This window comes from Enterococcus sp. GPZ-007 (assembly GCF_059374735.1).
Genome location: NZ_JCAFYN010000016.1, coordinates 1 through 21,170 on the forward strand (window position 1 = coordinate 1; position 21,170 = coordinate 21,170).

The 21,170-nt window shown below is 43.4% G+C and carries 25 protein-coding genes; 7 read left to right on the forward strand and 18 right to left on the reverse strand.

The features are described from left to right. Window positions 1–57 precede the first annotated feature (57 nt). From AC4J95_RS09915 to AC4J95_RS09935, 5 genes are all read right to left on the reverse strand, one after another. A complete protein-coding gene (locus AC4J95_RS09915; RefSeq protein ID WP_494549747.1) occupies window positions 58–1,503 on the reverse strand; it encodes an FGGY-family carbohydrate kinase in 1,446 nt (481 codons plus the stop codon). 35 nt (window positions 1,504–1,538) lie between these two features. Then, window positions 1,539–2,315, reverse strand: a complete 777-nt coding sequence (locus AC4J95_RS09920) for an SDR family oxidoreductase (RefSeq protein WP_494549748.1) — start codon at window positions 2,313–2,315, stop codon at window positions 1,539–1,541. A 47-nt stretch (window positions 2,316–2,362) separates the two neighbouring features. Continuing rightward, window positions 2,363–3,289 carry an electron transfer flavoprotein subunit alpha/FixB family protein gene (locus AC4J95_RS09925; protein ID WP_494549749.1) on the reverse strand — a complete coding sequence of 309 codons (927 nt, stop codon included), beginning with the start codon at window positions 3,287–3,289 and terminating at the stop codon, window positions 2,363–2,365. Then, entirely contained in the window at window positions 3,289–4,077 is a 789-nt protein-coding gene (locus tag AC4J95_RS09930) for an electron transfer flavoprotein subunit beta/FixA family protein (protein ID WP_494549750.1), read from the reverse strand. Before AC4J95_RS09930 ends, AC4J95_RS09925 begins: the two co-directional genes overlap by 1 nt. A 232-nt stretch (window positions 4,078–4,309) precedes the next feature. Continuing rightward, window positions 4,310–5,797: an FAD-binding oxidoreductase gene (locus AC4J95_RS09935; RefSeq protein WP_494549751.1), complete on the reverse strand. Its 1,488-nt coding sequence runs from the start codon at window positions 5,795–5,797 to the stop codon at window positions 4,310–4,312. Window positions 5,798–6,021: 224 nt separating this feature from the next. Here AC4J95_RS09935 and AC4J95_RS09940 point away from each other — a divergent pair, with 224 nt between their 5' ends. Then, on the forward strand, window positions 6,022–6,735 hold the full coding sequence (locus tag AC4J95_RS09940; RefSeq protein ID WP_494549752.1) for a MurR/RpiR family transcriptional regulator: 714 nt from the start codon (window positions 6,022–6,024) through the stop codon (window positions 6,733–6,735). Between the two features lie 20 nt (window positions 6,736–6,755). On the opposite strand, the gene AC4J95_RS09945 is transcribed toward AC4J95_RS09940, so the two are convergent. The 6 genes from AC4J95_RS09945 to AC4J95_RS09970 form a co-directional block, all read right to left on the reverse strand. Then, the gene (locus AC4J95_RS09945) at window positions 6,756–7,373 is read right to left on the reverse strand and encodes an ABC transporter permease (RefSeq protein ID WP_494549753.1); all 618 of its coding nucleotides are present in this window, start codon (window positions 7,371–7,373) and stop codon (window positions 6,756–6,758) included. Further along, window positions 7,373–8,281 carry an osmoprotectant ABC transporter substrate-binding protein gene (locus tag AC4J95_RS09950; protein WP_494549754.1) on the reverse strand — a complete coding sequence of 303 codons (909 nt, stop codon included), beginning with the start codon at window positions 8,279–8,281 and terminating at the stop codon, window positions 7,373–7,375. The genes AC4J95_RS09945 and AC4J95_RS09950 overlap by 1 nt, the downstream gene beginning before the upstream one ends. A gap of 4 nt (window positions 8,282–8,285) precedes the next feature. Then, window positions 8,286–8,906 carry an ABC transporter permease gene (locus AC4J95_RS09955; RefSeq protein WP_494549755.1) on the reverse strand — a complete coding sequence of 207 codons (621 nt, stop codon included), beginning with the start codon at window positions 8,904–8,906 and terminating at the stop codon, window positions 8,286–8,288. Window positions 8,907–8,917: 11 nt separating this feature from the next. Continuing rightward, window positions 8,918–10,039: an ABC transporter ATP-binding protein gene (locus AC4J95_RS09960; RefSeq protein ID WP_494549756.1), complete on the reverse strand. Its 1,122-nt coding sequence runs from the start codon at window positions 10,037–10,039 to the stop codon at window positions 8,918–8,920. A 74-nt stretch (window positions 10,040–10,113) separates the two neighbouring features. Beyond that, window positions 10,114–10,890, reverse strand: coding sequence for an SDR family NAD(P)-dependent oxidoreductase (locus tag AC4J95_RS09965; RefSeq protein WP_494549757.1), 777 nt, complete (start codon window positions 10,888–10,890; stop codon window positions 10,114–10,116). A 103-nt stretch (window positions 10,891–10,993) separates the two neighbouring features. Continuing rightward, the gene (locus AC4J95_RS09970) at window positions 10,994–11,566 is read right to left on the reverse strand and encodes a glycerol-3-phosphate responsive antiterminator (RefSeq protein ID WP_494549758.1); all 573 of its coding nucleotides are present in this window, start codon (window positions 11,564–11,566) and stop codon (window positions 10,994–10,996) included. A 424-nt stretch (window positions 11,567–11,990) separates the two neighbouring features. Here AC4J95_RS09970 and AC4J95_RS09975 point away from each other — a divergent pair, with 424 nt between their 5' ends. After that, the gene (locus AC4J95_RS09975; RefSeq protein ID WP_494549759.1) at window positions 11,991–13,250 is read left to right on the forward strand and encodes an MFS transporter; all 1,260 of its coding nucleotides are present in this window, start codon (window positions 11,991–11,993) and stop codon (window positions 13,248–13,250) included. A gap of 57 nt (window positions 13,251–13,307) precedes the next feature. On the opposite strand, the gene AC4J95_RS09980 is transcribed toward AC4J95_RS09975, so the two are convergent. Beyond that, on the reverse strand, window positions 13,308–13,715 hold the full coding sequence (locus AC4J95_RS09980; RefSeq protein ID WP_494549760.1) for a pyridoxamine 5'-phosphate oxidase family protein: 408 nt from the start codon (window positions 13,713–13,715) through the stop codon (window positions 13,308–13,310). A 13-nt stretch (window positions 13,716–13,728) separates the two neighbouring features. Beyond that, window positions 13,729–14,616 (reverse strand): diacylglycerol/lipid kinase family protein, encoded by an 888-nt coding sequence (locus AC4J95_RS09985; protein WP_494549761.1) that lies wholly within the window; start codon window positions 14,614–14,616, stop codon window positions 13,729–13,731. 191 nt (window positions 14,617–14,807) lie between these two features. On the opposite strand from AC4J95_RS09985, the gene AC4J95_RS09990 reads away from it, so the two are divergent. Then, window positions 14,808–15,128, forward strand: coding sequence for a DUF960 family protein (locus tag AC4J95_RS09990; protein ID WP_494549762.1), 321 nt, complete (start codon window positions 14,808–14,810; stop codon window positions 15,126–15,128). A gap of 18 nt (window positions 15,129–15,146) precedes the next feature. On the opposite strand, the gene AC4J95_RS09995 is transcribed toward AC4J95_RS09990, so the two are convergent. Beyond that, window positions 15,147–15,584: a universal stress protein gene (locus AC4J95_RS09995; protein ID WP_494549763.1), complete on the reverse strand. Its 438-nt coding sequence runs from the start codon at window positions 15,582–15,584 to the stop codon at window positions 15,147–15,149. Window positions 15,585–15,788: 204 nt separating this feature from the next. On the opposite strand from AC4J95_RS09995, the gene AC4J95_RS10000 reads away from it, so the two are divergent. The 3 genes from AC4J95_RS10000 (at window position 15,789) to AC4J95_RS10010 (ending at window position 17,151) form a co-directional block, all read left to right on the forward strand. Then, entirely contained in the window at window positions 15,789–16,160 is a 372-nt protein-coding gene (locus AC4J95_RS10000; RefSeq protein WP_316404444.1) for a hypothetical protein, read from the forward strand. A 489-nt stretch (window positions 16,161–16,649) separates the two neighbouring features. Then, window positions 16,650–16,904, forward strand: a complete 255-nt coding sequence (locus AC4J95_RS10005) for a DUF5960 family protein (protein ID WP_316404445.1) — start codon at window positions 16,650–16,652, stop codon at window positions 16,902–16,904. Beyond that, entirely contained in the window at window positions 16,891–17,151 is a 261-nt protein-coding gene (locus tag AC4J95_RS10010) for a hypothetical protein (RefSeq protein ID WP_494549764.1), read from the forward strand. Before AC4J95_RS10005 ends, AC4J95_RS10010 begins: the two co-directional genes overlap by 14 nt. Window positions 17,152–17,185: 34 nt before the next feature. On the opposite strand, the gene AC4J95_RS10015 is transcribed toward AC4J95_RS10010, so the two are convergent. Together AC4J95_RS10015 and AC4J95_RS10020 are read right to left on the reverse strand one after the other, a co-directional pair. Further along, window positions 17,186–17,611, reverse strand: a complete 426-nt coding sequence (locus AC4J95_RS10015; protein WP_494549765.1) for a universal stress protein — start codon at window positions 17,609–17,611, stop codon at window positions 17,186–17,188. Between the two features lie 672 nt (window positions 17,612–18,283). Further along, on the reverse strand, window positions 18,284–18,544 hold the full coding sequence (locus AC4J95_RS10020) for a hypothetical protein (protein WP_494549766.1): 261 nt from the start codon (window positions 18,542–18,544) through the stop codon (window positions 18,284–18,286). Between the two features lie 125 nt (window positions 18,545–18,669). Between AC4J95_RS10020 and AC4J95_RS10025 the strand changes: the two genes are divergently transcribed. Next, window positions 18,670–19,350, forward strand: a complete 681-nt coding sequence (locus AC4J95_RS10025; protein WP_494549767.1) for a hypothetical protein — start codon at window positions 18,670–18,672, stop codon at window positions 19,348–19,350. A 248-nt stretch (window positions 19,351–19,598) separates the two neighbouring features. On the opposite strand, the gene AC4J95_RS10030 is transcribed toward AC4J95_RS10025, so the two are convergent. Continuing rightward, on the reverse strand, window positions 19,599–20,027 hold the full coding sequence (locus AC4J95_RS10030; RefSeq protein ID WP_494549768.1) for a universal stress protein: 429 nt from the start codon (window positions 20,025–20,027) through the stop codon (window positions 19,599–19,601). A 162-nt stretch (window positions 20,028–20,189) separates the two neighbouring features. Beyond that, a complete protein-coding gene (locus AC4J95_RS10035; protein ID WP_494549769.1) occupies window positions 20,190–20,912 on the reverse strand; it encodes a C39 family peptidase in 723 nt (240 codons plus the stop codon). Between the last annotated feature and the right edge of the window lie 258 nt (window positions 20,913–21,170).

Sequence of the window (21,170 nt, forward strand, 5' to 3'; positions counted from 1 at the left end):
GAAGCAATTCCTAAAGAACCGGAACTACTTCTTCACATTATTATTCACTGCAACAAACTATCCCTCTGGATGCAGCACGTCATATGTTTTCTTTAATACTTCATCCGTGTAATCCGTCAAGTTTTGATAGACTTCTTCATTCAAACGTTTGTAGATCGCTACATTTTCTGGTTTCGGCGTGAAGACATCCCTCACCTTAACCATCTTTTCAACAGCTTCTTCATAGCTTTCATAGATGCTTAAACCAACTGCCGCATTGATCGCAGCCCCGACACTGGCACTACCATTGACAACATTTCGTTTAATTGGCAGATTGAACACATCGGCAAAAATCTGCATCAATAAATCACTGTTGGAGCCGCCGCCGGTAACGATCACTTCATCGATTGTTTGACCCATTTCGTCGATCATATTCGTGACATTATTTTTCATGGTATAAGCGATACCTTCTAAAATTGAACGATAGAGGTAGCGGTAATCATGGTGAGCATTGAAGCCAATCATCACACCACGCTTGAAGGGCTCCCAAGGATTCGCTAACCAATCCAATTTTGTCATCAGCCCATCACTTCCCGCGGGAACATTTGCGGCCTGTTCATTCAAATATTCCTCTTCGCTAATCCCTTGGTAGTTGGAACGGATACTGATTTTCTCACCTAAAAGATCCTTGAACCAAGAAACGGTCCACATACCGCGGCGGATACCATATCCTTCGTAAATGTAGGTTCCAGGCATCGAGGATAAAATTCCCCAATAATTGACCGCATCTGCTGGCGGCATTTTGTCACTGATCATCATACTGCAGATATACGTTCCTAAAGAAACGACCGCACTAGTACTATGGATCAGTCCAGCACCTAAGCCTTCTACAGCCTTATCACTAGTCGTTGCAAAGACTGGAACACCTTCTGGAAAACCGGTTTTTTCACTGGCTTCTTTGGTGATTGTGCCTAATTTGTCCCCCGGCCTCACCGCTTCAAACAGCATGTCTTTCGGCAGATTGTATTGCTTCAAGACTTCCTCATCCGTTGACCAGTTCCAAGTTTCGTAATCTACCGGCCACTGTCCGAAGTTATTTCCGATATTATCTTTGAATTCGCCCGTCAAACGATGGGTGATGTAACCGCTGGTAGAAGTCACATATTGAACCTCTGGATTTTCATGTTTATAAGGCTCCGACGTACGCTTGTCCATCCAACTAATCACGGGCTGAGCCAATGTGCCGTCTTTTTTTAGCAAGACGCGGCAACAGCGGATAAAGCCTAACCCGATACCGACAATCTGTTCTTTTCTGACACCAAACTCATCCATCGCTTTGTTCGACGCAGAACATAGCGCGTCCCACAAGTCATCCCCCGGATGCTCAACCAAAACATTCTCACCCAAAACCATCGGACGCGTTGCTTCTTTGCCCTCACCAACGATATTTCCTTCTAAATCAAAAATGACAATCTTGGCACTTTGGCTGCCGCCGTCAATACCAACAATATATTTTTTATCCATAAGTCTCCCCATTTCCACTTTTCAGAATAGTTGGTTTAACGTACCAAAAACCCACCATCGACTGCTAAGATATGTCCGTTCACAAAGTGAGAAGCTTCTGAAGCTAAGAAAGCTGTCGCGCCCATTAGGTCGGCCACATCGCCCCAACGGCCTTCTGGAGTGTGATCCACGATCCATTTGCTGCGTTCTGGGTCTTCGATAGATGCTTTTGCCGCATGGGTTTGGAAATAGCCAGGTGCAATGCCGTTTACTTGGATATTGTATTGTGCCAATTCGTCACAGTAAGCTTTCGTCAAACCAGCTAACCCGTGTTTAGATGCAGCATAAGCTGGTGCCCATTGTCCGCCTAAGAATGAGAACATTGAACAGATGTTGATGATTTTTCCACTCTTTTGCGGGATCATTACTTTCGCTGCTTCATGACTCATGTCAAATGCTGCTGTTAAGTTGATATTGATGGTTGGGTCCCATTTGTCACGGCCATAGCTGACTACATCGTCACATGGGCAGATGCCGGCACAGTTTACTAGGATATCCACTGAGCCAAATTCAGCCACACATTTTTCAACGACTTCTTGACACACGCCGTCTTTGGTAATATCGGCTTCCATATATGCGGTTTTCGCGCCGCGTTCTGCTAAGATCGCATTGAATTCTGGGTCATCCGGCATGATCGACGGCATGAAGATGTTCGCGCCTGCTTCTGCTAGTGCCAATGAGAATGCTTGGCCTAATCCAGTGTTTCCTCCTGTTACGATCGCGTTTTTTCCTTTGATGTGAAACATGTCCATCTTAAAGTCTTTAATTTCCATTTTTTTACCTTCTTTTCCTTTATTTTTGTTTTTCCCCCCGTTTGGGGTTATCCCTTAAGTTTGGTACTTAGTTTCCTTGCAAATTCTGCCGCATCGCCATGTACAACGAGGCTGGCTAAATAATTCATCGGTGCACCAAGATCCGTATTCACCGAAATAATTTCTTTTACGTTTTTCAAGCCTTCAATATGCTGGGTCGAGCCGTAGATCCCTAAAGCAATGTACAGATCAGGACTGACTGTTTTGCCCGATTGTCCGACCTGGATTTCTCGCGGCGCTTTTTTTCGGTCCACCAGCTGCTTCGATGCGGAGACCTGACCTGACAGCTCGTCTGCCAACCTTTGCAGCTGATCGATCGGTTCTTTAAATCCGCCGCCTGCTGAAACCAGCACATCGGCTTCACGAATATCGACCGTGCTTTCTTCGCCTTCAAGCACCTCAAGCACCTCGATTGACGACGCTTTCAATTCAGTCGGTACAAAGTCGATCATTTCCGGTACTGTGGTCAGCTCCTCCGCGTGGAACACATTCGGATGGACACTGGCCATGATCGGCGATGATTCACACACGATACTCGCCATAATATTGCCTGAAAAAGCCGGACGAACCAATTTCTTCCCACGTTTATCGACTTGGATATCGGTAATATCAGCCACTAATCCTACCTCAAGCCGCATCGCCAAACGTGGTGCCACCATCCGGCCAAATTCAGTCGCCAAGATGATGATACTGTCAAATTGATAGTCCTCATGAACCTGTTCAATGATATCGGTAATCACTCGACTATCCTTTGGCTGGATCGTCAGTGCATTGACATTGATCACTGCATCAAGTCCCTTTACTTCTTCAGACAAATTGATCCCTAAACCATATATAATCGTTTCTTCTTCACCGGCTAAGCGGTTGACTACCTCCACCAGATCTAATGAATAATCGATCTGATCGTTATCTATCAGAATGAGTCCTTTAAACATTATAAGTACCCCTTTTCCTTTAGAAAATGAACCACTTCATCGATGCCTTCGTCGTCGACCTTCACCACTTTGTGAGCGACTTGTTCGCGTTTGACAACGACATTTTTCCTCACCTTCGTTGGTGAGCCCTTGCCGCCAATTTGATCCGCCGGTAACTGTAAGGTTTCGTTCGTTACTAGCGCAAATTGATCATCCACATTTCTCCCGATATTCTCATATCTGACAAAACCTAAGCGTAGATTCATTAGGTGCGTGACACTCAAGACACTGGGATTTTTAATTTTCAGCCGATAGGTTTTTTCCTCCTGCAAGGCCTCCACGATCGAATACTCCTTCGTCACCTCTTTGATCGCAACGATGTCGGAATATTGATTGATTCCCATCACTTCAGCGATTTGCGGACCAACATGTCCGGTTCCGCCATCTAATGTATGTGTGCCGGTGAGCAATAGATCATATTCTTTTGAGGCCAAATAACTGGAGATAATCCGGCTGGTCGCTAGCGAATCACTGCTGGCAAATTGACGATCGCTGATCAGCACGGCTTGATCCGCACCTAATCTAACGAAGTCCTTCATCGGTTCCTCCAGCTTCATCGGTCCCATCGTAACAACCTCAACATAAGTAGAAGGAGTTTGCTTCTTTTGCGCCATTGCAAAAGCCACCGCGTTCTTATCATCTGGATTCAAAATAAGCTTGGATGCGTCGCGATCAATCTTATCCGTCTCATAATCGTGCTCAAACTTCTCCGTATCCGGAACAAATTTGACTAAGCAAATGATCTTCATGGTTGTCCTCCTATCTCGTATTACTGGAATTATTTTTCTAAAAACCAGAAAAATAAGTTTGATTCTCGCCACGAATATCATCCAACTAAACAACTTGAATCGTTTTATTCTTACACTTTTACTAACTTACTAATACAAGAAGTAAAACTGCAAAAAGTTGGACTGACATCCTCCCTTATTTCATATCCGTTCATTCAAGGACGAAGGATCGCCCCTGAATGAAAAATCGTCTTTATTTTTGATATTTGTAGCCTTCTTGAACAGGGAAGATATTCCCAAAGCTCATGACGCCTTTTGGATCGAAGGCTTCTTTTAATGTCTCTAACATATAGTACGCAGATTGATGTTCGTCCTTCGTCCATTCGTTCCGATATTTGCCGATACCGTGATGGTGACACATTGAGCCGCCTAATTTCAGCGTTTCTTCAACGATGATCGCTTGGATCGGATGATGGTAGATTTTCATTTCATCCTCTGGTTCACAATTGATATCGTAGTTGTAAACGAAGTACATATTGGTTCCATTCAGATAGCTGTGTGACGAGTGTCCGCCCAGCATAGTCAAATCATCGGCACGCGGGAACTCGTTGCGAATTCGGTCGATCACATTGTTGTAGATTTTCGTAATCGTTTCCCAGTCAGCGGATACTTCGGTCGTATAGCCGTCGTGTTTATCATTGTCGATCATGCCTTGCACTTCATCGTCGATCGTTTGCTGGGTCCAATTCAATTGATTGAACCATGTTTCGATCAATTGCGAGTCGACCTGCTTCACGATGCCGTCTTTGAATTTCTCAACTGCTTCTTCGATTCCTTTGCCAGTCGCTTCCACGATGCCTTCTGGACCTTCCGCCATGAAGATCAAGACGCATTTGCCTTCGTAGAAATGATAGAAATGCTGACGGGCATCTTCTGGTGAGTACGTCCGAGCTACTGATGGACGATAGCCGTTAACCATTACTTCGCGAAGGACTTTTACGCCATCTTCCACGTCATTGACTAAGTAGCCATAGAATTTATTGTTATCTGGATAATATTTAAAAATCTTCACTGTCACTTCTGTGATGTAGCAAAGCGTTCCTTCATTTCCGATGACGATGTGGCGAATATCCGGACCGCCTGCACGACGAGAAATATTCTTGATCCGTGAGATATGACCATTTGGAAAGACGCATTCAAGACCAACGACCATGTCTTCGATCCCGCCATACAATGTTGAAAACTGTCCGATTGAACGGGTAGATACTAGACCACCGTATTGCGCGATTGGTTTTGATTGTGGCGAATGGCCAGTCGTATAGCCGATCTTTCTCAGCTCATCTTCTAGCGCCATCAATGGAACACCCGCTTGAACGGTCGCCTGCATGTTGTACGGATCGATTTTCAAGATCTTGTTCATATGGGAACCATCGATCACTAAGGCTAGATCCTTCCAGTTTTCTAGGCCGCCTTCTGTCGCGGTTTTCCCGCTGCGAGGAATGACGTTGATATCATTTTCGTTGCAATACATCAATAAGTCTTTAACTTCTTCGGTATTGTTTGGATAAACGACCGCTGTTGGCAACGGATTGTCTAAAAGTCCCTTTGCTTTCATGTATTTACGATAGCGGTCAGAGGCGGCATCATATAATGTTTCATGATCCGTGACCACCTGTTCATCTGAGACGATGTTCTTAACGTCCTTAATGATTGCTTCTTTCACCAATGTTTCAGAATTCATTCGCTTAACTCCATTCATCTTTTTTTCGAAAGCGCTTTTCCTGAGTTCAGTATAAAGTGACAAACTCCATTTTACATTAAAATTTAATTAGATTTTCTACTTTATATCAATTTATTTTGATAATATGGAAAATTTTCCATATTATTGTTGCTTTTTATAAATGGTCTATGCTATTCTGATATCAAGACATAGGATGCTGTATTAATAAATGAGGGGGTACCCGCATGAAAATTCAATTGGATCGTTTAAACGATCTGGAAATAAAGATTCATAATCAATTATTGACAGAAAGCCAAAGCAAAACGAATTTGACAATCACCGAAGCGGCCAAGCTGACAGATGTTTCCCCTTCGAAGATCTCAAAGATGGTCAAAAAGATGGGTTTTTCAGGCTATAAGGAGTATTTTCGCTTTCTGACCGGCAAAGAGCTGGTAAAGCAGAAAAAGCTAAATAGCGAGTTTGCTCGTATCCAAGAGTTCATGGAGAATTTTGATGACTCAGCGGTAGACTATCTCGCTAATCTGATCCAGCAGTCAGAAAAGATCTTGCTCTTCGGCTATGGTCCGACGAACTTCTGTATGGAATACTTCGAATACAAGCTGAACTTCACACTGAACAAAAATGTCATTCGGGTGAGTCAGCCGACCCTGATCCCAGATTTATTGACGAAGGATTCTCTGCTGCTTATCTTTTCGGTCGCTGGGAAGTTCGCCAATTTTGATCCCCTGTTCGAAGAAGCCAAAAAACACGAGGCTAAATCCCTGCTGGTGATGGAGGAGCTGAACACGAATTTGTCCCTCGATGCTAGTGAAATCATTTTCCTGACGAAATCCCATCAGGACGAACACCTGAAATCCCATGAAAAGACTCGAACGATCCTACTGATGTTTATCGAAGAAGTAGTTCGAAAGCTCACCAAAGAAGACCCCCGCGACTAAATTTGCGGAGGTCTTTTTTTTTATTTCATGATCCAATCAAACAACCAGTCCATCATCATGGCGATAAAGGCACACAGGACCGCTCCGACGATAATAATCGGTCCACCATCGGTGATCGCGATTCCCCGCAGGATCACATCACCTACCCCGCCAGCTCCAACGAAGGAACCGATCGTCGTGATCCCGACTGAAATCACCAAGGCATTTCGGATACCCGCTAAAATCACCGGCATCGCCAGCGGAATTTTGATCATATACAAAATTTGATAGCGATTCATACCGATCCCCTTGGCACTATCAACATACATCGGATCAACATTCGTCAGCCCGACAAAGGTATTTTTAACGATCGGCAGCAAGGAATACAGAACCACCGTTGCCACCACTGTATTCTGACCCAATCCCATCAAAATCAGCAGCATCGTCAGCATCGCGATCGATGGGATCGTCTGGATCACATTGATGATTCCGATCACGATATCCGAGAGCTTTGGCTTTTCCGATAACAGGACGCCTAAAGGAAAACCGATCAGGAGGGTCAACACAACGCCGATTATCGAGATATAGACATGCACGCCAAACTGCGCGATCAGATAGGATGAATTTTCACTTAAATACTGCACTAAATTGTCGAACATCAGCTTCCCTCCTCAAAAAAATTATGTTTTTCCAAAAAGCGCCGCGCGATGATCTTCGGCTCTAGCAACTCATTGTCTGATTCGTAGTTCAAGCGCTGCATCGTTTCTGTATCGATCGTGTCCTGCAATTTCAATAAAATCGGTTTTAATTCAGGATACTCTTTCAATGTCTCGCCTGAAACTACGACACTGGCCGTATAGGGCGGGAAGAATTTCAAGTCGTCCTCCAGCATTACCAGATCGTAGCTCCCTACTCGACCATCTGTAGAATACCCCAAGATCACATCCAGTTCTTCAGCAACTAGGGCATCATAAAGCAAGCCTACCTGCATCGGAAAAACCCGCTGGAACTTTGTATCATATGCTTCAGTATAGCCTTTGTAGCCATCGCCCTCTCGTTTATACCAGGTCTGGTCTGAGCCCAAGCGCATCTTATCGGCACACTTTTTTAAATCACTGACTTTCTTCAAACCATATTTTTGCGCAGTTTCCGGCGTCACCATAAAGGTAAATTGATTCGAGAAGCCATAGCTCGGTAACCACTCAAAGCCGAAGCGTTGGTCAAATTCCCGCTGAACGATCTTCAAAGCTTTGTTCGGATCTTTTTCCGTCGGCATTCCCAGCGTACCGATCAGATCCGTTCCGGTATACCGTGTCGGTGCTATATCAAGATCGCCACGCAGCATCGCCTCATGCATCAAATTTGCTGATCCAAGATTGTTCAGATAGACGATGTTTTTATCGGTCGAATGCTGGAGCAGCTCCACCACGATATTCCCTAAAATTTGGGATTCCGAAGTCACTCCACCTGCTACGGTGATCGTGTCATCCTTAGCAGAAACATTTCGCACAATAAAACTTCCGAAGAGTAGGACCATTGCCGCTAAAAGTACATTTCGCTTTTTCATCGACTCACCCTCGATCCATCGTTAGTTTTTGTTCAGAGCGCTTCAACAGCGCATCAGAAAGCAGCGCTAATAACGTAATCGGGATCGTTCCCATCAGTACCAAGTCCATCCGATAAAGATTTAGACCATTAAAAATATAGTCCCCCAGACCTCCGGCACCGATATAGGCAGCTAATGTCGTCCAAGAGATGACATAGACCGTCGACACGCGGATACCTGCCATGATAACTCCCATCGCTAAGGGTAATTCGATCTGCAACAGCCGCTGCATTTGCGACATACCCATTCCCTTGGCGGCATCTAAATAGGTCGCATCCACCGACTTGATCCCCACGTAGGTATTTCGCAAAATCGGCAGCAGCGAGTATAAAAACAGCGCGATCACCGCCGGAATTTTCCCGATACCAAAAATCGGAATCATGATCGCCAGTAAGGCCAAAGATGGAATCGTTTGGAAGACGCCCACTACCTTGATCACCGTTTCCGAACCTTTTTTCAAACGCGTCAACGCCGCCCCTAAAGGAACCGCCACGAGGATGCCTAGGAAGATCGCAGAAAAGGACAAATAGAGATGCTCCCAGAATTTCATTAAGATTTCACTGCCATATTCAGACCAAAAATTCATGTCATCACCTCCTATTGCAACTGTTCCTGAACGAGTGAAACCAATGAGGAACGCGTCACGATGCCAACCAAATGATCGTCGTCATCCACCACTGGCAAATATTTATAAATATGATTGATCAAAGGTCCGATCACATCGGCCACCCGATCTTTTTGATTCACACTAGCCGTGTCTGTTTCCATCACCTCAAACACGGAGGAATTTGGTTTAAGCTTGGAAATATTTCGCTCAATAAAATTGATGTCGACAAACCCCTTCAGACAATACTGATCATCCACCACTAACAATGTATCAACCTTCTTCTCAGACATTTGCCGGATTGCATCGGTGATCGATTTGCTGATGGAGATCGCTTCGACCCGATCTACCATCAAATCAGCTACGGTCATCTCATTGTTGTAATAGCCGTTACGTTTGCGTTTACCGATCAATTCCTCCACAAAGTCGTTGGCGGGATGCTCCAAGATCGTTTCAACCGTGTCATATTGCACGATCTCGCCATGATCCATGATGATGATCTTATCCGCCAGCTTGATCGCCTCATCCATATCGTGAGTAACAAAAACGATCGTCTTCTTCATTTCCCGTTGCAATCCTTTGATCATTTCCTGCAGCGCATCCCGCGTAATCGGATCAAGTGCGCCAAAAGGCTCATCCATCAAAATGATATCCTGACTGGCTGCCAATGCTCGAATCACGCCGATCCGCTGCTGCTGCCCACCAGAAAGATTTTTCGGCTTGCGTTCTAAATAATCCAAAGGCAGATCGACGCGCTGAATCAACCGCTCGGCGATCCCTGATTTCTTTTCATCACTCCACTTCAGCAGCTTTGGTACGATCAGGATATTTTCCCGGATGGTCATGTGAGGAAACAACCCAATATTTTGAATCACATACCCAATTTGCCTTCGTAATTCGTCTTCATTCAGCTTAGTAACATCCTGTCCATTGATCTTGATACTGCCTTTTGACGGTTCAATCATCCGATTGATCATGCGCACCAGCGTCGTTTTCCCGCTGCCGCTGGTACCAATGACGCAGATAAATTGATTGTCTTCGATCGTCAAATCAAAAGGGTGGACCGCGATTGCCTCTTCTCCATACCTTTTTTCTACCTGTTCGAACTCGATCATACCAATGATTCCTCCATCCATTATGTAATGCACTGCGGCATATCAGCACCCACCGCAGCAAGAATTTGTCGCAATTACCGTACTAAATAACCGCCATCAACGGGCAACACATGACCATTCACAAAATTCGAGGCGGAACTTGCTAAATAGACCAGCGCCCCCATCAAGTCCGACACCCCTCCCCAATAATTGGCGGGGACATGGGTCAAAACTTGTTGGTTTGTTTCCAAATTTTCCCGATCCTTCTTCGTCATATCTGTTGCTAAGCAGCCTGGAGCAATCCCGTTGACTTGGATATTGTGAGTCGCCAGCTCGTCACAGTAAGCTTTTGTCAACCCAACCAATCCATGCTTAGCCGCAGCATTCGCCGGTGAATGCTGTCCGCCCAAAAAAGAAGCCAATGAGCAAATATTGATGATTTTGCCGCTTTTTTGCGGAATCATCACCTTTGCTACTTCATGAGACATCTCAAAAGCCGCAGTCAAATTCAATTGAATCATCGGGTCCCATTTTGAGCGATCAAACTGCTGGACATCCGCTGAGAGATACATCCCCGCGCAATTGACCAGTACATCAACCGTGCCAAAGACCTCCACACAGTGCTCGACCACCTGCTTGGGCACACCTTCCTCCGTTAGATCGACCTCCATGAACACATAGCAGGACCCCGTCTCTTCAATGATCTTTTGTGTCGTTCCGTCATCATCAATCAGACTCGGGACGAGGATGTTTGCACCACTTTTTGCCAAAGCCAGCGAAAACGCTCGACCGATGCCGGTATTTCCGCCGGTCACGATAGCAACTTTTCCTGCCAATGAAAAAACGTCCATACTGAATTCTGTGATTTCCATTTGTATTCCCCCAGTTAGTAATAATCCAAAATAAAAAGCGGACACCAAATAAGCTGGTGTCCGCTTTTCTCTGTCCTCTTAGCTTCAACTACCGTTTTAAATTTTATATTTCCCAAACATCCATGTTTGTCGTTGAAATTGCTACTGCTCCTGCCTGCAAGGCGGTCATTACCAACTCCTTATCACAGACCAGTCCACTGGCGATGATCGGCACGTCTACTACATCCTGCACCCAGGATAAAACCTTCGGCATCGCACCAGGTAACACTTCCACGACATCTGCTTTTGATGTTCCCAGCTGCTTTGGCAGATTATGAAACGATTTCGAGTCGATCAAAAAGAATCGATGAACAGTGAATAGCCCACGAGCATTCGCCGCACGTAGTAAAATCGACTTCGAGCTGATGATTCCATCGGCTTTTGTCGCTCGCTTCAAATAATCCACAGCTGTTTCCTTCGTAGCCAACCCATCGATCAGGTCAACATCCACCATCACGATCTTACCAGCTTCCTTCAAGCGATCGACGATATCCACGATGCTGCAAACATCGCCATACAAGACGAAGATGATATCACTTTCGCAGGTCAAGGCCTTTTCGAAACTGCGTTTGCTGTTGATAGCGGCAATCAGCGGATTGTCCTCCATCATCTGAATAATTTTTCTTTTCATTTCCATCCTTATCCCTACCAAGTAATTTAATACGCTTTCATTCTAGCGTGTCTCACAAACTCTTTCAGGTAAATCTGCGAGATTGGAAATCCAAACTGTTTAAAAAAGCTTTTCATTTTTTCATACGGATTTCTTTTTGCTCATCTATATTTTCACAGTCTAAGGGATAACGATCGTTTCGTCAATCCTATAATAAAAGGCAGGTCAAGGAAAAACCTTGAAATACCAGTATTTATTGTGCTTTCATCGCCAGAAAAACCCATTGAAATTTTTTTCTCGAACTATTTTTATTTTAAAAGTTGTTGACATCGCTTTCATATGATTCTATACTTTGGGTGTTACTGGAGACCAGAGAGAAGTAACGCTTATTTAAGCGTTGCTTCTTTTTTGTGTTATTTTACAGAACAATTCACAAGCAGGAGGATGTTATATGAACAAGCAAGCAGTTAAAAAATGGGGAACGTTGTTGCTACTGTCAGCCGGCGCTGGGATTATCTTTCAGCTTCCTTACATCCGGGAGACCTTTTATGTGCCGATCCAAAAAGCGATGGATATGTCCAATGCACAGATGGGAATGCTCTCGTCAGGTTATGCCACCATGGCAACCTTTTCTTACTTCGTCGGCGGGGTCGTTGCCGATAAGTTTTCGGCGCGCAAGCTGCTGACGATTTCTTTCTTGGCTACCGGGGTTCTGGGCTGGTGGTTCTCGACATTCCCGGGCTTCCAAATCAGCCGACTCATCTTCGTTTTGATGGGGATAACCACCATCATCACCTATTGGTCTGCCGCGATCAAAGCAACACGGATGCTAGGTGACAGTTCCGAGCAAGGACGTTTGTTTGGTTGGCAGGAAGGATTACGTGGGTTACTGAATTGGTTGTTAGTTGTTGTAATGAATGCCGTATTTGTCCGCTTCTCAAATGAAGTGCTGGGAACCGCTTGGGCGATTCGTGTGTGTGCCATCACTGTTTTCGTTATTGGTATTTTAAATTGGTTTGTTATTGAAGACACGGAAGCAGAGACACATTCAGAGCCTCTTTCTAAAGTCGCTATCGGTATGTTCAAAACGTTGAAGATTCCTCGTACATGGGTCTTAGTTGGGATCGTATTCTTCGCCTACAGCATGTACGGAATCTTAGGATACATCAATACCTTTGCCATCAATGTTTACGGTCTGTCTGTCTCAGGCGGTGCACAGCTCGGTGCGATTCGTTATCTCGTTCAAGCGGCCGGCGGAATCATTGGCGGGATTATCGCTGACAAATTGGGATCTCGGCTACGGGTGATCATCGGTGGTGCGGTGCTGCTGACAGCTAGCTTCGCTGGTTTCTTAGTGTTGCCAGACAGCGCAGGTATGCTGATCGCTGTCATTGTGAACTTCATCTTCGGTTTATTCTTTATCTACGTGGTACGCAGTCAGTACTTCGCAATCATCGATGATGCTGGTTTTCCAGTAGAAATGACGGGTCGTGTATCCGGGATCGTCTCTTGTCTAGGTTATTTGCCGGATGTCTTTATGTATACGATGATCGGCGGCTGGTTAGATAACAATCCTGGAAAAGCCGGCTTCAATATGATGTTCATGTATGCCATCGCCATGGGGATTGGTTGCATCATCTTCTCATTGGTCATGTCCGTCATTATCAAAAAAGCCAAAGCTGCTGGTGCCATCTCAACGAGCATCGAATAGAGATACTATATCCATATAAAACAAAAGGGCCAACTCCCGCAAGAGTTGACCCTTTTGTTATTTTTCAGGTACATCTAAAAATTCACCGTGCATATTTTCATAGTGCTTGACACTCAATGTCTCAAAAACAGCGATCATCGGATGCTCATAATTCAATTCCTTTTGAAATTCGTTCAATTGTGCGGCTAACTTCTTGTACTCGACCAATTCTTCAGCGAACAAATAGCCCTTCAACGCAACGCTCTCATGCTTTTCCTTATCAAAACAAAACAGACTGCCGGTTCGATTATGACGAATGTTCTCCGCCGTTCGTCCGTCCCCATTGATGTAGAATTTGAAATAGTAAAAACCGTTTCGTTCTAGCGGCGGGGAGACCGCGATTGCATGCGGAAACCCGCGGTTATCAATCGTGATCAAGGTGAACGTATCAGCGCTGGCCAACAATGTTTCCATATTTTTATCCATCCTCAAAACCCTCCTATCTTTCATTTTCTGGTACATATAGTGGCATAAAATCTGCCAAAAATTCCACTGTTAATGGTAAAGCCGGTCCCTTATCGCCATCGATCCGAGAATAGATTTTCTTATCCGTCAAAGGGGTTAATTCCAACTTATTCGTTTCCAAATAAGTCATCGCATCCGAATCCTTCAACCGGCCAGTGAAAATGAATCGAATAAGCTGGAGCAGTTTTCGAAAGCGCATATTGTGCAAGATACTGACATGCAGTTCATCATAATCCGAATCCACATACGGTCTTCCGCCGATTGAATGGGTGGTCGTCGCTAAGGAGAACCAAACCTTCAACTTCTCATGAAAATTATCCGCCTTGATCTCGACTGGATAGGAGGTGTCTTTGCCAATCTGCTTCAATGCCTTCAGTGGATAAACGATCAAACCAAATTTTCGCTTTTCACTTTGCCGAACTTCATTGGAGATATCTGCAAAGGAGCCGAAGGTAAAGGAGCTGATCACTGCCTTTTGGCGATCTTGACAAGCTGCGATTCCCACCTTGCGTTGATAACCAGCGATAATCACATCCATCGCTTCCTCTTCATCCATGGGCAGATGCCAGCGTTTGGCAAAATTATTGATCGTACCTCCTGGAATAATCCCCAGCGGCAGCGATTTGCCTGCCTGAATAAAAGCGGTGCCGACAATATTCAATGAACCGTCACCGCCGATCGCGACAATTCCATCATATTCTTCGATGGCCTCTTTCACTTTTTCGATTGCTTTTTCCGGATCAGGCGCAGTCAGAAAATCCGCTGAATGATCCGCTTGCTCAAACTTGACCTTCATTCTTTTGGCTAATTTTTCAGCATTCCCATCCCCTGCATTCGGATTAAAAAAAATTCCATAGCGCATCTTTCTCACCCTCGTTCATTTGCAAAATAATGTTAATCTTAAGCGCTAAAGAGCTTTATCTTTTCCCCTTCACCATATCATTTTTAACAAAAAAAAACTCTTACAACGAACTAAATTACGAGGAATTTGATTGCTTTTACTTTTTTTTTACCTAAAAACTGCTATGATAAAGCAAAGAGAGGTTGAGAAAAATGTTTGAACCGACGAAACCACGACGAAGTGAGGTCCCTTTTGACGTTGTTCCTGAACATATGCAGCAGGAAATCTGGCATATGATTTTCGTACGTCCTATGAAAGGACTACCCCTTACTTCACCCCAGCGTTTCCACTTTTTTAAAAATAAAGTAGCCCGTACATTGAGTGTTGTCTATTCGCAAAGTGAGCCCTATTTTTCAGACGGGATCACCGCACCCTATGTCGAGGCCTATGAAGAGATCGAATTTCCCAAAGTAATGTATGTGTATGATGACGGGAACGAATTGCTCATGACGCTGGATGAAAAAAACATCTGACTCGAGTCAGACGTTTTTTTATTTTACCACCATCACATTGCAAGGTGCTTGATTGACCACATATGCTGTCGTTGAGCCAACAAATAATAAGGAAAGCGCCCCTAATCCTGTCGCCCCCATCACGATCAGATCGGTATCTAGCTTTTGCGCCAGCTCAACGATCTCGCGTTTAGGATTGCCGGCGATGATCTGGGAAGTCAGATGGACCTCCTGCTCCTCTGGCATGCGATGATGCTCTAACTCGGTGATAATACTTTGCGCTTTGGCGTGGACTTCCTGCATTAATGGGATCGAATTTCCTCCGGTCGTTCCGCTAAAGCTGGCGGTATCGATCACTGTTGCCAAAGTCAGCTTGCCGTTATTTCTCTTTGCGATATTGATTGCTTCATCAAAGGCCTTTTTGGATTGCTTCGAGCCATCTACAGCAACTAAAATATTCTTATATTCATCAACCATTTTTGCCGCCCTCCTTCCTCCCTAGTTTATCATTCAGAGGATTCTTCGAAAAATGAAAATAACTATTTCTCCTTGTTTTTTTAATTTCAAAATAGTTAAAACTGCTTAAAAACTTACTCGATAAATTGTCCTTTTTGCAGTGAAATGCTAAACTGTGCTCAATCAACAAGGAGCTGTCTATAGAAAAGGAGTTTAAGTCTACTAATGAACAAATTACAACGCAGAAAAGCCCATCTCATTATTCATAGCGCGTCCACTGCCGCTGCTGGTGTCGGTGCGGGAATGGCGCAGCTGCCTTTTCCTGATGCGACCGTTTTATTGCCGATCCAAACAGCGATGGTAATCGCTTTAGGAAAGGTTTTCCATATTAAACTAGAAGAAGGCGCCGCCAAAGCGCTCGCTACGCAATTTCTAGCGCAAAAAGCTGGTCAAATGACCGCTCGCTTCCTAGTGGGTAAGCTGCCCGTTGCCGGAAACATCGTCAATGGATCAACAGCAGCCGCAATCACGGAAAGCTACGGCTGGCTTATTGCTCGAGAATTCTCAGAAGAATATGAGAAAAAAATCAAAGTATAATATTTTTTTAATTGCTGGTAAACTCCTTTCAAATCCACACAAGTTTCGCTATACTTGTAGACGTGGATGAACTTGGTGTTTTACTCGTTCAATGATGTAGTCCGCATTTAAGACAGAGGTGCTGGTTCGATTCCAGCCGTCCACACTTCGACTATACGACACGCTTGCGGAACACGCAGGCGTGTTTTTTTGTTCTTTTACACGATACTCTATCCGTCCTGCATGCTTTCTGTCGGCAGCTGGGACCAAAAGGATTTTTATATGAAAAAATTTTACAGCTGGCTTTACCGTCAGCCACGCCATATCATTTATCGCATGATCCTGATCTTTTGCCTGCTTTTTTGGCTCGCAATCTATTGGATACTATGCTAAAAGAGATTTCTTTTTCAAAGGGAATCTCTTTTTTTGCGTATTTTTTTCGTGGAAAATCGTTAGCTTCCACTTTACTTTTCGAACAAATGTTCGTATAATGATTTTGAGGTGATGACCATGTCTATGATTAGTCCAGATTCTGTTGAAATTTTTTATCGAACGTATGATTCCTTAGTGAAGGATTCATTACCGTTAGCACTATTTTTGAACCAAATTACCGCCAAGATGGATGCCGAAGATCGTGATTATTTTGTTATCCCTGCCAAAAAGACCGGCCGCAAGAAGGATATTTATTTTCAGTTTGAACGCAAAAACAATGAGCTCGTTTTCAAAGGTATTCACACGAGGAGGAAGGCCGATGGAGTCTCTTAAAGGAACTGTCGCAAAGCTAAAGATCGTCCAATATTCTCAGCAGCCCTTAGTCTATTTTCAACTGGCCGATACCAATTGTCTGATTGCTGCTCACTCATTGAACTTCCTGGCCGACGTAGAAAACGGCATGAAGATCGTCGTCGCTGGCAAGCGAAATGCCCGCGGACAATTGATCGTCGTAAAATATGCCGTATTAGGCAGAACCAAACTAATGAACGATATCCAAGCCTATCAAACCGCAAGCTAAGAGCCAGCACGAAAATGTGCTGGCTCTTCTTTTTTTATCGAACGACCATCACGTTGCATGGTGCGTTATTGACGACATAGGCTGTCGTCGAACCTAGTAATAATCGTGAAAACGTACCTGTTCCGGTTGCCCCCATCAAAATCAGATCGATTTTTTCTTCTGCAGCAAAGGAAACGATCTTCGCTTTTGGATTCCCATCATCAACAACAGTTGTAAACTCGATATCCTCAGGGATTGTTTCTTCCAATGACTCTACCACCATGCGAGCGGATTTTTGGGCTTCCTTGACGATATGATCTACAGCGTAAGGTTCGGCGCCTAAATGATTGGTGTCTGATACGATCAAAATATACAAATGTGCATCATTTCTACGAGTGACTTCGATTGCTTCTTGAAATGCTCGGTGTGCCTGTTCAGATGAATCTACTGCTACGAGTATTCTTTTGTATGATTCTTTCATAATAAGACCCCCTTTCTTTCTATTGTATCTACCTGAGGCGTCTTTGTACAGCGAATTGCAAGCGTTTTCTAATCATTTTCTCTTTTTATCTCTAATTAAGCGTTCAGCGGCGATCACGTAGCCTACAAATTGGATAGGCGTCATTTTTCTGCGAATCTTATCATGCTACTAGCATGCTTTTGAATACTGAGCCAGCTATATATAGGAAGACTCATTTTCTGCTTCGCATATTATCCAACTAAACAACTTGATATTAGCTTTAGCACACAACCTTTAATTGTCCATCACATTTAATTAACTGCAAAAAGTTGGACTAACAAAAAAAGCACCTTGATCACAAGGTGCTTAAAGGGGATGCTAGTCAAATAAAACTAGCTAAGAAAGATTGAGAGAGGTCTTCCTCATAATCATATTTTAACAGATTTCTTGGTCATTTTGGCGATTTTCTGAATTGTTTTTTTAACATTTTTAAATTTATTTAGAATGTTACTAAATATTTTTATTCGCCGAAAGTATTCTATATTTCTAAATTCATTAAAAACAAATTATCAAAATGGTTATTTTACTATTCTTACGCTATTTTCAAGACATAAAAAATATCCTTGTAGCCAATAGCTGCAAGGAAATCATTATTTTAATTTGATATTTTTTTCACAAGGTTTGTTAAAAAAATTAAATTTTTACGTATTCTAATTCAAAACCAGCCTTATCATTCTTCATCGCCACTTGATATGCGGTAGATAACTTCTCCATTGTTGCAGGATCTAAAGCTAGTTTCACAAAAGTCGGCAGATCCGTCTTTTCCACATCTACTTCTTGCTGCATAGCTAATGGCTGCAGCATTTCAGCAAAACCGCCTGTGATTGAAATATTTCTCTTCTCGCAACGAATAGCATCTCTCAATTCCATCGGATTCGCAACTACTTTTTTCATTCCCATCACCTCTTCTTTTTTAAAATGATAGCATAGTAGAAATCATAAATCAACGATTTTGTGAATTAAAACACAAATTTTATAACAACTATTTCTGCTATACTTTTAATAAAGGAGTGAATGCTATGGATAACTATAAGAAGCGGAAACAACGCGGGTATGTTGGAAATAATGAATTAATTGCTTATAAAGAGAAATCAATCGAGGAATTAACGGCTTTGTTTTCCTCTGATAACGCTGTAGAACGAACAATCGCCGCACGTCTTTTGCCTTTAAATTGTGATACAACGAACATTTTGTTGTACGCTTTAGTCAATGAATCCGCCCTCTACACACGCTTAGCGATCACTGAGAAATTAGAGAGTGGTGATTCAAAAACAGCGCAGCAAATGATCCCTTTTCTGGCAGTGATCGGAAAAAATCAACATCGCACACCGATTGCACCGTCTAAAAAGAAATCCTTTCCGCTGCCTCGCGATCTGATCGCTCGTTCGCTAGGTCGAATGAACCCAGTGATTTTTCCGACATTGCTGGAGTCCGCAAAAGAGCTTCCAGTTGAAAAGCTGAGTGAGTTGATCGACGCGATCGGCTATATGGCCTTTTATCATCAGAGCTTAGCCACAACAGAAAATTATCAAGCCCTGCTTCATATAAAAGATGCCTATCGTCAAGAACACTTGATCCAGTGGAAGCTTCTGATTTGTTTTTCCGCTTTTCCTCAAAGTGAAGAATTACTATTAATGGAAGAACATTTTACTGCCGAGGCACAGCGTTCCCTAAACTTACTCACAACAAAAAAGGATTGAAGCCTAATTCAATCCTTTTTACCTCGTATAGTATTCAATGATTTCGCGTAACGTTCAAGCTACAATGAGCTTCTGCAGACGATCTATTTCTATTTTGCATACACGCGATCATCATCGTTTAATAGACGGGTTTTGAGAGCTCATTCCTAAAATAATAGCGCAAAGTTCGAGTCATTATCCCAGCAAGCTCTGCCATTTGTTTGACTGTATAATCCATCTTATCCATTCCTCGTGATAACAACTGCCGCTTATTTTACGACCATCACATCGCAGGGAGCGTAATTGACGACATAATCAGTGGTAGAGCCTACAAGCATCCGCTCGAGTCTGCCTTTACCAGTCGCTCCCATATAGATCAGATCGATCTTGTATACTTCCGGCAAATCAAAGCAAAGTGCCTTTTTCGGGCTGCCAACACACGTGACCATCTGTTTATTGTAGTAATCGATTCCAGCAACCTCTTCCTCTAAAAGCTTAAGCGCGGCTTTCTTCTCTTCCTCAATGATTTGGGCAACAGGCGTCGCACTATTCATTAACAATCCGCTGCTGTTGACTACTTGCGCGATGTATAAACGGGCATTATTTCTACGTGCTGCTTCGACTGCTTCCATTAAAGCCTGACGCGCCTGTGGAGATCCATCTACTGCAGCTAAAATATTGTAATAACGTTCCTTCATTGAGCCTTCCCCCCTTTTATTCTAGTATAGCAACCAGCAGAGGTTTTGTAAGCCTTTTTTTGGTAAAAAGGCTTATCATATCAACGTTTGTAGCAACAAGTGTTTTTATTCAAAGATAGTAAAAAACCACACCAAAATGAATTGAAGTGGTTAAATACATGCCTAGTTTTTTTCTAAATAGAGGGATTGCTGATCAGACTCCTGATAAATATTCTTCATGTCGGACCAGCTTATTTCACGATTTTGATACCCATAAGGATCGTTCACATAGACGATCTTTTTTTCGCGATCAAAGCCGGTGATCACTGCGGAATGGATCAGCGGTGTGACATACATGCTGCCCTGATCCGTCTCCCATAACAGCCAGTCGTCATCCTTTGGTACTTGAAAATCAACAGTCGCGACGATCCAGACTGGTTTACCATTGGCTACGACATCGATCATTTGATTAAAGTTCTTTTTCTTTCCAGCAACCACTCGATACTCATCACCGACCTTTTCTTTAGCCAGTTTTGCGATCGGCTCCACAGCAACACCCATGGCTTCCTCTCCACCGGTAATATCACCGACAAATCCCAGATGAGGATCACCGTGATTACCGGATTCCGTAAATAGCGGCTCGTAATCTAGCTCATCGGCCAATTCATTTTTATTCGTATCATAGCCGTAATACTGCAAGAGCATCGACAGTGCGGTAACTTCACAGCCGTTTTCCAACGCAACCCCGTCAAATTGACTTTCTAGAGGAACATCCATGACGATTTTATTTTTTTGTTGGGTTCCTTCAATCAAGTCTATAATTTCATTCTTCCCTTGCGCAAAATAGATGCCGCCACTGATGATTGCGACAAAAACCAGCAAAATAGCCATTCTTTTTTTCTTCATTCCATCACCTAACATTAATAGTCCAAATGAAATTATAAGTTTTATCAGATGAAACAACTAAGAAAAACCCTCGAATCACTCAATTTTTAAGTTATTTTAACGTTTTTCACGCCTTAAAAAAACAACTATTAAGGATTTCATAAGTCCGTTCCTTATTGTAGCGTTTACAAACTTTTTGTTAGTAAATACCTCCAATTCGTGTTATATTAATAAGTGGAATTTCGTTATCAACGTAATAGTTGCCTTTCGTCACACAAA

Excerpts from the sequence above, each read along its gene's own strand:
- AC4J95_RS09915 (WP_494549747.1), bottom strand. The coding sequence starts at position 1,503 with ATGGATAAAAAATATATTGTTGGTATTGACGGCGGCAGCCAAAGTGCC.
- AC4J95_RS09920 (WP_494549748.1), bottom strand. The coding sequence starts at position 2,315 with ATGGAAATTAAAGACTTTAAGATGGACATGTTTCACATCAAAGGAAAA.
- AC4J95_RS09925 (WP_494549749.1), bottom strand. The coding sequence starts at position 3,289 with ATGTTTAAAGGACTCATTCTGATAGATAACGATCAGATCGATTATTCA.
- AC4J95_RS09930 (WP_494549750.1), bottom strand. The coding sequence starts at position 4,077 with ATGAAGATCATTTGCTTAGTCAAATTTGTTCCGGATACGGAGAAGTTT.
- AC4J95_RS09935 (WP_494549751.1), bottom strand. The coding sequence starts at position 5,797 with ATGAATTCTGAAACATTGGTGAAAGAAGCAATCATTAAGGACGTTAAG.
- AC4J95_RS09940 (WP_494549752.1), top strand. The coding sequence starts at position 6,022 with ATGAAAATTCAATTGGATCGTTTAAACGATCTGGAAATAAAGATTCAT.
- AC4J95_RS09945 (WP_494549753.1), bottom strand. The coding sequence starts at position 7,373 with ATGTTCGACAATTTAGTGCAGTATTTAAGTGAAAATTCATCCTATCTG.
- AC4J95_RS09950 (WP_494549754.1), bottom strand. The coding sequence starts at position 8,281 with ATGAAAAAGCGAAATGTACTTTTAGCGGCAATGGTCCTACTCTTCGGA.
- AC4J95_RS09955 (WP_494549755.1), bottom strand. The coding sequence starts at position 8,906 with ATGAATTTTTGGTCTGAATATGGCAGTGAAATCTTAATGAAATTCTGG.
- AC4J95_RS09960 (WP_494549756.1), bottom strand. The coding sequence starts at position 10,039 with ATGATCGAGTTCGAACAGGTAGAAAAAAGGTATGGAGAAGAGGCAATC.
- AC4J95_RS09965 (WP_494549757.1), bottom strand. The coding sequence starts at position 10,890 with ATGGAAATCACAGAATTCAGTATGGACGTTTTTTCATTGGCAGGAAAA.
- AC4J95_RS09970 (WP_494549758.1), bottom strand. The coding sequence starts at position 11,566 with ATGGAAATGAAAAGAAAAATTATTCAGATGATGGAGGACAATCCGCTG.
- AC4J95_RS09975 (WP_494549759.1), top strand. The coding sequence starts at position 11,991 with ATGAACAAGCAAGCAGTTAAAAAATGGGGAACGTTGTTGCTACTGTCA.
- AC4J95_RS09980 (WP_494549760.1), bottom strand. The coding sequence starts at position 13,715 with ATGGATAAAAATATGGAAACATTGTTGGCCAGCGCTGATACGTTCACC.
- AC4J95_RS09985 (WP_494549761.1), bottom strand. The coding sequence starts at position 14,616 with ATGCGCTATGGAATTTTTTTTAATCCGAATGCAGGGGATGGGAATGCT.
- AC4J95_RS09990 (WP_494549762.1), top strand. The coding sequence starts at position 14,808 with ATGTTTGAACCGACGAAACCACGACGAAGTGAGGTCCCTTTTGACGTT.
- AC4J95_RS09995 (WP_494549763.1), bottom strand. The coding sequence starts at position 15,584 with ATGGTTGATGAATATAAGAATATTTTAGTTGCTGTAGATGGCTCGAAG.
- AC4J95_RS10000 (WP_316404444.1), top strand. The coding sequence starts at position 15,789 with ATGAACAAATTACAACGCAGAAAAGCCCATCTCATTATTCATAGCGCG.
- AC4J95_RS10005 (WP_316404445.1), top strand. The coding sequence starts at position 16,650 with ATGTCTATGATTAGTCCAGATTCTGTTGAAATTTTTTATCGAACGTAT.
- AC4J95_RS10010 (WP_494549764.1), top strand. The coding sequence starts at position 16,891 with ATGGAGTCTCTTAAAGGAACTGTCGCAAAGCTAAAGATCGTCCAATAT.
- AC4J95_RS10015 (WP_494549765.1), bottom strand. The coding sequence starts at position 17,611 with ATGAAAGAATCATACAAAAGAATACTCGTAGCAGTAGATTCATCTGAA.
- AC4J95_RS10020 (WP_494549766.1), bottom strand. The coding sequence starts at position 18,544 with ATGAAAAAAGTAGTTGCGAATCCGATGGAATTGAGAGATGCTATTCGT.
- AC4J95_RS10025 (WP_494549767.1), top strand. The coding sequence starts at position 18,670 with ATGGATAACTATAAGAAGCGGAAACAACGCGGGTATGTTGGAAATAAT.
- AC4J95_RS10030 (WP_494549768.1), bottom strand. The coding sequence starts at position 20,027 with ATGAAGGAACGTTATTACAATATTTTAGCTGCAGTAGATGGATCTCCA.
- AC4J95_RS10035 (WP_494549769.1), bottom strand. The coding sequence starts at position 20,912 with ATGAAGAAAAAAAGAATGGCTATTTTGCTGGTTTTTGTCGCAATCATC.